Genomic DNA, 11,633 nt, shown 5'->3' on the forward strand with positions numbered 1-11,633 from the left:
AACAACATGCGCGCTGGCGCCCAAGCAGAAAGGCGGAAAGCCGGACGCGAAACGGGCAGCAGCGCTATGGGCCCGCTAGAGTTTCGGAATAACAACCGCCGGCAAGGCGGATGGCGATCCGGCGAAATGACATGCTTCAGGGAGGAAAGGCAGCGATGACCATTGTAGCGAAAGTGGAACAGACCGCATCGGCACAAGTGCCGGAGCACGATCTGACGGACGGCTTTCACCTCATCATCAAGGCGCTCAGGCTCAATGGCCTGGACACGATCTACGGGGTGCCGGGTATCCCGATCACTGATTTCGGGCGCATGGCGCAGGCGGCTGGCATGCGCGTCATCTCCTTCCGTCACGAACAGAATGCCGGGCACGCGGCAGCGATTGCCGGCTATCTCACCAGGAAGCCGGGTGTGTGTCTCACTGTGTCGGCGCCCGGGTTCCTCAATGGCCTTACCGCGCTCGCCAACGCCACCACCAACTGCTTCCCGATGATCCTGATTTCCGGGTCGTCGGAGCGCGAAGTCGTCGACCTGCAACAAGGCGACTATGAGGAGATGGACCAGCTGGCCATCGCCAAGCCGCTATGCAAGGCCGCTTTCCGCATCCTGCATGCGCAGGACATCGGGATCGGTATCGCCCGCGCCATTCGTGCCGCCGTCTCCGGCCGTCCCGGCGGCGTCTATCTCGACCTGCCGGCCAAGCTGTTTCCGCAAGTGATGGACGCGGTCGAAGGCGAAAAGTCGCTGGTCAAGGTCATCGACCCCGCCCCGGCCCAGATCCTGCCCCCGACGCGGTGGCGCGCGCCATGGAAACGCTTAAGAGCGCCAAAAAACCACTGGTGATCTTCGGCAAGGGTGCGGCCTATGCGCAGGCAGACGAGGCGATCCGCGATTTCGTCGAGACCAGCGGCATCCCTTTCCTGCAGATGAGCATGGCCAAGGGGCTGCTGCCCGACACGCATCCGCTGTCGGCGGGAGCCGCGCGCTCCACGGTTCTGAAGGAATCCGATGTCGTGCTGCTTGTCGGTGCACGCCTTAACTGGCTGCTCTCCCACGGCAAGGGCAAGAGCTGGGGCGAGCCCTACTCCAAGAGGTTCATCCAGATCGACATCGAGCCGAAGGAAATGGATTCCAACGTCGAGATCGTCGCGCCGGTGGTGGGCGATATCGGCTCGTGCATGGAGGCCTTCAACGCAGCACTCGCCAAGGGCTGGACCCAGCCACCCGCCGATTGGCTCGCCACCGTCAGTGCCAAGAAGGAAGACAACATCGCCAAGATGGCATTGCGGCTGAAGAAGAACTCGACGCCGATGGACTTCCATGGCGCGCTCGGCGCGCTGCGAACCGTCATCAAGGAGCGCCCCGATGCCATCCTCGTCAACGAGGGTGCCAACACGCTCGATCTCGCACGCGGCGTCATCGACATGTACCAGCCGCGCAAGCGGCTCGATGTCGGCACCTGGGGCGTGATGGGTATCGGCATGGGCTTTGCCATCGCCGCGGCCATCGAAACCGGCAAGCCCGTACTGGCACTGGAAGGCGATTCCGCCTTCGGCTTCTGCGGCATGGAGATCGAAACCATCTGCCGCTACAACCTGCCGGTCTGCATCGTCATCTTCAACAACAACGGCATCTATCGCGGCACTGACGTCAACCCGTCCGGCGGATCGGACGTTGCCACCACCGTCTTCGTCAAGGATGCCCGCTACGACCGGATGATGGAAGCCTTCGGAGGCGAAGGCGTCTACGTGACCACACCCGATGAGCTCTACAAAGCCGTCAGCGCGGCGATGGATTCGGGCCGCCCGACACTGGTCAACGCCGTCATCGATCCAGCCGCCGGCACCGAAAGCGGCCGCATCGGAAATCTCAACCCGCAAAGCACGGTACGCAAGAACTAAGGCCGCACCAAACAAGGGAGAACACTTATGAAAGCGCTAGAAGGCGTCCGAATCCTCGATTTCACCCACGTCCAGTCGGGCCCGACCTGTACGCAACTTCTTGCCTGGTTCGGCGCCGACGTCATCAAGGTCGAGCGGCCCGGCACCGGCGACATCACGCGTGGGCAGCTCTGCGATGTACCCAATGCCGACAGCCTCTATTTCACCATGCTGAACCACAACAAGCGCTCCATCACGCTCGACACCAAGAACAAGGGCGGCAAGGAGGTGCTGGAGGATCTGATCCGCAAATGCGACGTGATGGTGGAGAATTTCGCACCCGGCGCGCTCGACCGCATGGGCTTCACCTGGGAACGCATCCAGGAGCTCAACCCAGCCATGATCGTGGCCTCGATCAAGGGTTTTGGTCCGGGCCCCTATCAGGACTGCAAGGTCTATGAGAACGTCGCCCAATGCACCGGCGGCGCGGCCTCGACCACCGGCTTCCGCGACGGGCTGCCGCTGGTGACCGGTGCACAGATCGGTGATTCCGGCACCGGCCTGCATCTGTGCCTGGGCATCGTCACAGCCCTGTTCCAGCGCACGCGCACCGGGCGGGGCCAGAAGGTTTCAGCCGCCATGCAGGACGGCGTGCTCAACCTGTGCCGCGTCAAGTTGCGCGACCAACAGCGCCTGGCCCATGGCCCGCTCAAGGAATACAGCCAGTTCGGCGAGGGCATTCCCTTCGACGATGCCGTGCCGCGCGCAGGCAACGATTCCGGCGGCGGCCAGCCCGGCCGCATCCTGAAGTGCAAGGGATGGGAGGCCGACCCCAACGCCTATATCTACTTCATCACGCAGGCGCCTGTGTGGGAGGCGATCTGCGACGTGATCGGAGAGCCTGAATGGAAGACCCATCCCGATTACGCCAAGCCTGTCGCGCGCCTGCCGCGTCTCAACGAGATCTTCGCCCGCATCGAGCAGTGGACCATGACCAGGACCAAGTTCGAGGTCATGGAAATTCTCAATGACAAGGATATTCCCTGCGGGCCGATCCTGTCCATGAAGGAGCTGGCCGAAGATGAGTCGCTGCGAGCCACCGGCACCATTGTCGAGGTCGATCATCCGGTGCGCGGCAAGTATCTGTCGGTCGGCAATCCGATCAAGCTCTCCGACAGCCCGACCGAAGTGACCCGCTCGCCGCTGCTGGGCGAACACACACAGGAGATCCTGCGCGATGTGCTCGGCTTCGACGAGCGCCGCATCGACGAGATCAACGCCAGCGGCGCGCTCGGTAACGTAACCGCGATTGCGGCGGAATAAGCCCGTTCGCACCCCGGCGGCGCAGATGAAGCGCCGCCGTCACCCGATCCGATAGCAATCTACGCAGCCTGGCAGCAGCCTGTTGCATGCGAGGGAGGTGACGACCATGAAGCTTCATGAGTTTCAGGCCAAGGCTCAACTGACTGCCTATGGGGTAGCCGTACCAAGGGGGCGGGTAGCGCTCACCAGTGAGGAAGCTTTTGTTGCCGCCCGCGACCTTGCCCCGTCTGCGAGCAGTCTTGCCGTGAAAGCGCAGATTCAGGCGGGAGGGCGCGGGTTGGCCGGCGGCGTGCGCATGGTATCCACGCCCGAGGAGGCCGCGCAGGCCACAGATGCCCTCATCGGCAAAAAGGTTGTGACATCACAGACCGGCGCGCGGGGCCAACTGGTCAGGCAGGTTCTGGTGGAGCAAGCGATCCAGCCTTGCCGTACCCTCTATCTGTCCTTGTCGATCGACACCTTTGCCGGAGAGATCGCGGTGCTGGCGGGTGCCGAAGGCAGCGACGACATCGAGCAGAAACTTTTGCACGGGCAAGCACGACTGGAACGCCTGCCGCTCGGCTCCGGCAGCAGGTTCGACCGCGTGCAAGTGTGCGAGCTTGCTGTTTGCATCGGCCTGGATCGCGATCTTGTGGACCGGTTCCAGGATCTGCTGGAACGATTGCGGCGCGCATTCATCGAGCTGGATGCGACGCTGATCGAGATCAACCCGCTCGCCATTACCGCCGAGGGCGAATTCATCGCACTCGACGCCAAGATCGTCCTCGACGACAATGCGCTGTTCCGCCACCCGGATCTCGCCGCCCTTGCCGAGAGGGACCATGACGAGACCGAGATCGTGGCACAGCGGCGCAACCTCAACTATGTGGCCATGGACGGCAATATCGGTCTCGTCGTGAACGGCGCGGGCCTGGGGCTCGCCACGCTGGACATGGTGCACAACGCGAACGGCCGTCCGGCCAATTTCATGGACGTCCGCACGACTGCCACCAGTCTCGACGTGGCCTTCGGCTTCACGCTGCTGCTCAACAACCCGGCTGTGCGCTCGATTCTGGTAAATGTGCATGGCGGCGGCATGCAGCCTTGCGACATCATTGCCGACGGGCTTGGCGTTGCCATGCGGCGCACCGGGCGCGTCTGCCCCACGGTGGTGCGGCTGGCCGGTAACAATGCCGAGTATGCCCGTTTCCGTTTCGACAATTTCGGCTGCAAGGTAGTCGACTGTCCCGACATGTGGACGGCCGTCACTCACGCCGTCGCGGCCGCCAACGCCTGAGAGGAGGACATCATGGCAATCCTCGTCGACCAAGACACACGCGTTATCTGCCAGGGCATGACCGGCTGGGCCGGTACCCATTATTCGGCGGCGATGATGGAATACGGCACCAACGTCGTCGGAGGCGTGCGGCCCGGCAAGGGCGGCAGCCACCACATCAACCTGCCGATGTTCAATGCCGTGGCCGAGGCGATGACCGAAACCGGCGCCAATGCCAGCATGGTTTTCGTGCCGCCGCCCACGGCCGCCGATGCGATGATCGAGGCCATCGAAGCCGAAATGCCGCTGGTCGTGGCCCTGACTGAGCGCGTGCCGGTACAGGACATGCTGCGCGTGCGCGATTGCCTGAAAGGCAGCCGCACTGTTCTGGTCGGTCCCAATTCGCAGGGCATCCTCGCGCCTGGCCTATGCAAGATCGGCGTCATGGCCACCGGCAGCGAGCGGAAGGGCGGCATCGGCGTGATTTCGCGCTCGGCTTCGTTGACCAGCGAAGTCACCGTCCAGCTCAGCCAGGCCGGGCTTGGCCAGTCGACCACGGTCGGTATCGGCGGCGATGCGGTGCACGGACTGTCGATGCGCGACAGCCTTGAGCTGTTCCTGCACGACCCCGAAACCCAGGGCGTGGTGGCCATCGGCGAGATCGGCGGTGCGGAAGAGCAGGAACTGGCCGACTACATGGCCGAGGTGAAGCCAAAGATCCCGGTTGTGGCACTTGTCGTCGGCCGCCATGCACCGGTCGAACGGCGCATGGGGCATGCCGGCGCCTTCCAAAAAGGCATCGGCGATGCGCAAAGCAAGATCGCCGCTCTCGCCACCGCCGGGGCCATCATCGCCGACAGTCCGCATCTGGTGGGCGAAACCATGCGCGCAGCGCTGCAGGTCGCCGCAGCCTGACCATCCGAGGTGCCGCATCGTACCGGTACGCCTCGTCTTTCCTGTCCCGCGACACAGGGGCATTTGGGCGGCAACCCGGACTCTTCCGGACTGCCGCTCTTTTTGTTCGCCTCGCCCCAGGCTGTGCAAAAACCAATCCGATATCGCCGATCTTGGATTTACCCGCTTGCAGTGGCGCGACAGTATTCAGCTTGGTTCGACCAATGCCCTCGGGTCTGATAGAATGATCACTCCCTAGTTTTACGTCATCAGGCCAAGGGCAGCTCCTCCTATGGCCGCCAGCAAAACCACAACCCACGGCGGAGCTTTCCAGGCCATCAGAGCCACGAAGCAAATTATGGCCAGTGCGAAGTCCGGCATACCGCCAATCGCGCTTGTGAAGACAGGCGAATAAAGCGCAGCGCCGAGGATTCCGACGACCGTAGCATTGGCGCCCTGCATGGCCGACTGCGCCCATGTCGTACGGCGCAACTGATCCCAGAACGGCAGCGCTCCGATCAGGATGAGGAAGCCCGGAAGGAAGAGTGCGGCAAGAGCGATTGCCGCACCCGTGACACCGTTCGGTGCCGGTCCCATGACCGTCCCGAGCCACGCGGCAAAGGTGAAGAGCGGTCCCGGCACCGCCTGCGCGGCGCCATAGCCCGCGAGGAAGGCGTCGTTCGACACCCATCCAGGCGTAACAGTTTCGGCCTGCAACAGCGGCAGCACGACATGCCCGCCTCCAAACACCAGCGAGCCCGCGCGATAGAAGCTGTCGGCCAAGGCCCATCCCTGCGTGTGTCCGGCCAGGAGCGGAAGGCCAATCAGCAAGACGGTGAAGAGTAGAAAACCCATAAGGCCGGCTGTCCGTGAAACCGGCACAAGCAGATGCCCGCCAGTGGCAACCTGCCCCTTGCTCAAGGCGAGCCCGGCGATCGCACCAAGGAGAATGGCGGCCATCATTCCGATGGCGCCCGGCGCCCAGGCGAGCAGAAGCACGGCTGCAACCGCGATCGTGGCGCGCTCTTTATCGGGGCAGAGGTTTTTGGCCATGCCCCACACGGCCTGCGCGACAATGGCGACGGCAACGATCTTGAGGCCATGCAGGACGCCGAGCGCAAGCGGGCCGTCGAGGCGTGTTGCCGTCATGGCGAGCGTGAGAAGGATCAGGGCAGATGGCAAGGTGAAGGCGAGGAAAGCCGCAAATGCACCGCCCCAACCCGCCCGCGTCAGGCCAAGTGCAAAGCCAACCTGGCTGGAGGCGGGACCCGGCAGGAACTGGCATAGTGCCACCAGATCGGCATAGGCGCTCTCGCTCAGCCATTTTCGCCGTGTCACCAGTTCGTCGCGAAAATAGCCCAGATGCGCGATCGGACCGCCGAAGGAGGTGAGCCCCAGCTTCAGGAAGACGCGGAACACTTCGGAGGCGCTTGCCTGCGATTGTTGGAGGCTGTGATTCATTCAGGAGACCTTGTTGCTTGGTCGTTCTCGCGAGCGATGACCCATTCAGTCTTCAATCCATTCCATGGCTTCACTGATTCCACTTTATATAGTATAGTCCCCCATACCATATGAAGCTAAGGATCGCCATCGCCATGTCCCACACCATCCGCGACAAAGAGAAGCTGATCGCGCGGGTTCGCCGTCTCAAGGGCCAGATCGAGGGGATCGAGCGCGCGCTGGAGGCCGAGAAGCCCTGCGGCGAGATCCTGCGCCAGCTGGCCTCGGCCCGCGGCGCGATGAGCGGGCTGACCGCCGAGGTCATGGAGGACCATCTGCGCGAGCATGTGCTGCAGGCCGAGACCGAGGCCGAGCGCCGGCAGGGCGGCGAGGAACTGATCGGCGTCATCCGCACCTACATGAAATAGCCCAGGGAGTCCCGCATGTCCGCAATCGACATCTCTGCCCATACCCATGGGCACGAATTCCTCGGGCGGCACCACCGGCGCAATGAGCGCCGGGTCTGGCTGGTCATCGCCCTGACGGCGGCGATGATGGTGGCCGAGATCGCCGCCGGCACGGTCTACGGCTCGATGGCGCTGGTGGCCGATGGCTGGCACATGTCTACCCATGCCGGGGCGATGCTGATCACGGCGCTGGCCTATCTCTATGCCCGCCGCCATGTCGGCGATGCGCGCTTCAGCTTCGGCACCGGCAAGCTGGGCGATCTGGGCGGCTTCGCCAGCGCCGTCGTCCTTGCCCTGATCGCGCTGCTGATCGGCTGGGAGAGCCTTATGCGGCTGGCCAATCCGGTGGAGATCAGCTTCGGGCAGGCGATCGCCGTCGCGGTGGTGGGACTGGTGGTCAATCTCGCCTGCGCCTGGCTGCTGAGGGACGACCATGACCATCATCACGGGCATCATGACCACGGCCATCACCACCACCCTGCCCAGGACAACAACCTGCGCGCCGCCTATCTGCATGTGCTGGCGGATGCACTGACCTCGGTCCTGGCCATTGTGGCCCTGCTGGCCGGGCGCAGCTATGGCTGGCTCTGGGCCGATCCGATCATGGGCGTCGTCGGCGCGCTGGTGATCGCACGCTGGTCCTGGGGGCTGATCCGCGATTCGGGCGCCGTCCTGCTGGATCGGCTTCCCGATGACGAGGATTTGCCGGGAGAAATCCGTGAAGCGCTCGAAACCGACACCGACCGGATCGCCGATCTGCACGTCTGGCAGGTTGGGCCGGGGCATCACGCGGCCATCGTCTCGCTGGTGTCGAGCCAGCCCCAGGCGCCATCGGACTACAAGGCTCGTCTAGCCGAAATACACGAACTCTCCCACATCACTGTCGAGGTCGAACGGGCGAGTGTCACCGGCTAAATCTGGAATGGATTTAGCGAGGAATGCTGGAGGAAGTTTGATGACTCGCTTCATCGATGGTCACGACCGCCATCAACCCAGTCTGCTTCCTCCCTGCGTTGACGACTATGTTGCTCCCGAGGCGCTCGTCCGGGTCGTTGACGCATTCGTCGAGACTCTCGATCTTGCGGCACTCGGCTTCGGTCGCACCGTCTCGGCGGCGACGGGACGCCCGGGCTTCCATCCTGGCGACATGCTGCGCCTCTATGTGTGGGGCTATCTGAACCAGCTTCGCTCCTCCCGACAATTGGAACGTGCCTGCGAGCGTGATCTGGAGGCGATCTGGCTGATGCATGTCGCCCGACTACCGTACGATCGCCGCATTCCGGCATGACAACCCGGACGCCATTGTCGGCGCAGGTGCCGCCTTCATCCGTTTCTGTCGCGAAGCCGGGCTGATCGCGGGCGGCAAGGCCGCGCTGGATGGTACCAAGATGCGAGCGGTGGCCAGCGCCAAGAACATTGCCGGGGCCGAACGCCTTGCCCTCGACATCGCGCATACCGAAGCGGAAATCGCCTACTATCTCGACCGTCTCGACATCGCCGATGAGCACACGGCCCAAGTGATTGCGGATCAGACCGGTCATCGTGATGCCTTTGCCCAGGCTATCGGTTCGCTGGAACGCCGGAAGGCGAGACTGAAGCAGCGGCAATCCGAGCTTGGCAATCGCAACACGGATGTCGTCGTCTTCGGAGAACCAGACGCAAGACCGATGGGTTATGGCCGTGCACCGAAGTTCCCCGCATACAATATGCAGAGTGTCGTGATGTCGAAAGCGGCCTGATTGTTCATCACGACGTTGCCAACGAGGCCAACGACAGCCAGTTGCTCCATCCGATGGCCATCGCCACGAAACAGGTCCCCGAGGTCGATGAACTGGACGTTCTGGCCGATGGGGGATACTCGAACGCGCAGGAAGTTGCACGTTGCGAACAGGATGGCGTTCGCGTCGCCGCCCGATCAAACGGGGCGCCATGAGTGCCGAATACTTCCGGCCCGTGCAGTTCGTTCATGATGAAGAGATGGACACCATACGCTGTTCGGCCGGCGCCGTCATGTACCCGAAGGGCAAGCACACCCGTAACCGCGCCGTTCGATACCGAACGCCGGCCTGTCAGACCTGTCTGATCAAGGGGCAATGCACGCCGGGATACCAGCGCACGATTCACCGGCTTGCGGACCAGGGCGCGCTCCACTGGATGGAATGGCGAATCCACGAGAATCCCAATCTGATGACGGTTCGTCGCTGCACCGTCGAGCATCGCTTTGGAACGATCAAAAGAATGACCGGCGGCGGGCGCTTCCTGACACGAAGATTGCAGCGAGTGAAGGCGGAAGCGGCGCTTTCGGTTCTCGCCATTCAACCTGATCCGAGCCTCGAACTCCTTCGGGTTACAAACGCTGATGGCACGAGGCTGATCGGCGCCGGTACGATCTGCCAATCTGCCGCCATCTGACATTCGAGTTTTTGCACAGCCTGGCCCGCAATGCACATTGCAGAACAGCCGCCCCACGGGGCGGCCGTCCGGTATTACGGTCTCTATGGAAAAGCAGCGGCACTATTGTACGAAGCTGTTGGACAGCGTGCCGATGCCCTCGATCACCACCTCGACCGTATTGATCGGTTCCTTGATCGCGCCGACGCCGAGCGAGGTGCCGCAGCAGATCAGGTCTCCGGGCAGCAGCGTCATGTCGCGCGACAGGGCGGCGACCAGATGCACGGGCGAGAATATCATATCGTCCACCCGATAGTTCTGGCGCTCGGCCCCATTGAGCATCGTGCGTACGGTCAGGCCTGAGGGGTCGATACCCGTGACGACGGAAGGTCCGAAGGGGCAGAAGCCGTCAAAGCTCTTGGCCCGCGCCCACTGAGCGAAAGTCTTGTCGCGAGCAATGATGTCGCCGGCCGTGAAATCGTTAACGCAGGTATAGCCAAAGATCGCCGCCCGCGCCTCCGTCTCGGAGCCGTTCGACAGAGACTTGCCGATGATGATGCCGAGCTCACCCTCATAGACGACCCGCTCCGTATAGGAAGGCGGGCGGTTCACCGTCGCACCCGGCCGGGTGATGCTCGACGGGGCCTTGAGCAGGTAGAGCGGTTCGGCCGGCTCGGCCACCCCGAGCTTGGCTGCCAGCGCGTGGAAATTGTTCCAGAGGGCGATCACCTTGCTCGGCTGCGAGGGCGGCAGCAGTTCCACCGCGTCGCGCTGCAGGTGTACGCCACTCGGCCGTGGCGAGTTATAGATGGAGCCGCTATGGACGGCGATCGCATTGCCCTCGAGAAGGCCGAAACCCTCCTCGCCAGCGTGGCGGAAACGAACCCAGTGCTGCATCATCGCTCCCTCAGGCCGCGCCGGCGGTTTCAGCAGCCGCGCCGGTGGTTTCGGGGAATGTCGGGTAGAGGCCACGCACGCGCGCCATTTGCTGGGTCAGCGCCAGCACGCTGTCGATGAAGGGCGTGTCGACATCGGCCATCCGGCCCATCTCCTGCACCGAGGTCAGCAGCGCGTCGAGTTCGATGGGGCGACCCTTGTCGACATCCTGCAGCATGGATGTGCGGTGCGCGCCGACCCCGGCCGCCCCGTCTATACGCCGCTCCACATCGACGCGGAAGTTCGCGCCGAATTTCTCCGCGATGGCCTGCGCCTCAAACATCATGTTGCGCGCCAAGGCACGGGTTCCAGGCTCGGTGGCGATGACGTCGAGCGTTGCCCCGGTCAGCGCCGAGATCGGGTTGAAACAGAGATTGCCCCAGAGCTTGATCCAGATGTCGTTGCGGATATCGTCATAGAAACGGGTGCACAGGCCGCCGGCCTCCAGCGCAGCCGCCAATCGTCTCAACCGTTCGCTCTCGCTGCGGTCCGGTTCGCCGAGGCCGAACTGGTTGCCATAGATATGATTGATCACGCCGGGTTCGATGATCTCCGTGGCAGGATAGACGGTGGCGCCGATGACCCGCTCCGGACCAATCGTGTTCCACTGGCGATCCTGCGGATCGACACTGCGCAGGCGATAGCCGCAGAGCGAGGCATCCAGCCCGTGGAAGTACCACCAGGGAACACCGTTCTGGGCGGTCACCACGGCGGTGGCGCGCCCCAGCAGGGGCACCATGGCCGGTGCGGATTCCCACGCCTGATGCGCCTTCAGCGCCACGATGACATAATCCTGCTCGCCCAGTTCACGAGCATCGTTGGTGGCCGGCATGTGCTCGACGATCTCCTCGCCGTTCATCACCAGCTTGAGGCCTTTCTCCTGGATCGCCTTTAAATGCGGCCCACGTGCCACCAGCGACACCTCAGCCCCGCCACGCTTGAGCATGACGGCCATGTAGCCGCCGATGGCGCCGGCCCCGTAAATGCAGATTTTCATCAGTCCCTCCCAGACTATCCCTTCCGCTTGCGGTCGGTTTCCTCCATCGCC

General features: G+C 63.3%; 8 protein-coding genes and 2 pseudogenes. 7 read left to right on the forward strand and 3 right to left on the reverse strand.

Features of this window, described 5'->3' with window-relative positions:
- The first annotated feature begins 155 nt into the window (after window positions 1-155).
- The 4 genes and pseudogenes from oxc (at window position 156) to ACVCNR_RS21870 (ending at window position 5,372) form a co-directional block, all read left to right on the forward strand.
- Window positions 156-1,900, forward strand: a pseudogene (gene oxc / locus ACVCNR_RS21855) (oxalyl-CoA decarboxylase).
- 27 nt (window positions 1,901-1,927) lie between these two features.
- Complete coding sequence (gene frc, locus ACVCNR_RS21860; protein WP_354198475.1) at window positions 1,928-3,202, forward strand: formyl-CoA transferase; 1,275 nt, start codon at window positions 1,928-1,930, stop codon at window positions 3,200-3,202.
- 106 nt (window positions 3,203-3,308) lie between these two features.
- A complete protein-coding gene (locus ACVCNR_RS21865) occupies window positions 3,309-4,478 on the forward strand; it encodes a succinate--CoA ligase subunit beta (protein ID WP_447076484.1) in 1,170 nt (389 codons plus the stop codon).
- A 12-nt stretch (window positions 4,479-4,490) separates the two neighbouring features.
- Window positions 4,491-5,372 (forward strand): succinate--CoA ligase subunit alpha, encoded by an 882-nt coding sequence (locus ACVCNR_RS21870; protein ID WP_447076485.1) that lies wholly within the window; start codon window positions 4,491-4,493, stop codon window positions 5,370-5,372.
- A 240-nt stretch (window positions 5,373-5,612) separates the two neighbouring features.
- Here the strand turns inward: ACVCNR_RS21870 and chrA are convergent, their stop codons facing one another.
- Complete coding sequence (chrA, locus tag ACVCNR_RS21875) at window positions 5,613-6,812, reverse strand: chromate efflux transporter (protein WP_447076486.1); 1,200 nt, start codon at window positions 6,810-6,812, stop codon at window positions 5,613-5,615.
- A 134-nt stretch (window positions 6,813-6,946) separates the two neighbouring features.
- Between chrA and ACVCNR_RS21880 the strand changes: the two genes are divergently transcribed.
- The 3 genes and pseudogenes from ACVCNR_RS21880 to ACVCNR_RS21890 all read left to right on the forward strand — a co-directional run bounded on the left by ACVCNR_RS21880 (window position 6,947) and on the right by ACVCNR_RS21890 (window position 9,632).
- On the forward strand, window positions 6,947-7,219 hold the full coding sequence (locus ACVCNR_RS21880; RefSeq protein ID WP_447076487.1) for a metal/formaldehyde-sensitive transcriptional repressor: 273 nt from the start codon (window positions 6,947-6,949) through the stop codon (window positions 7,217-7,219).
- A 15-nt stretch (window positions 7,220-7,234) separates the two neighbouring features.
- A complete protein-coding gene (gene dmeF / locus ACVCNR_RS21885; RefSeq protein ID WP_447076488.1) occupies window positions 7,235-8,173 on the forward strand; it encodes a CDF family Co(II)/Ni(II) efflux transporter DmeF in 939 nt (312 codons plus the stop codon).
- A gap of 40 nt (window positions 8,174-8,213) precedes the next feature.
- Window positions 8,214-9,632: pseudogene (locus ACVCNR_RS21890) on the forward strand (IS1182 family transposase).
- 140 nt (window positions 9,633-9,772) lie between these two features.
- Here the strand turns inward: ACVCNR_RS21890 and ACVCNR_RS21895 are convergent.
- Window positions 9,773-10,546, reverse strand: a complete 774-nt coding sequence (locus ACVCNR_RS21895; RefSeq protein WP_447076489.1) for a fumarylacetoacetate hydrolase family protein — start codon at window positions 10,544-10,546, stop codon at window positions 9,773-9,775.
- Between the two features lie 10 nt (window positions 10,547-10,556).
- A complete protein-coding gene (locus tag ACVCNR_RS21900) occupies window positions 10,557-11,582 on the reverse strand; it encodes a 2-dehydropantoate 2-reductase (protein WP_447076490.1) in 1,026 nt (341 codons plus the stop codon).
- Window positions 11,583-11,633: the final 51 nt, after the last annotated feature.

The sequence above is a fragment of the Aquamicrobium terrae genome (assembly GCF_052978165.1).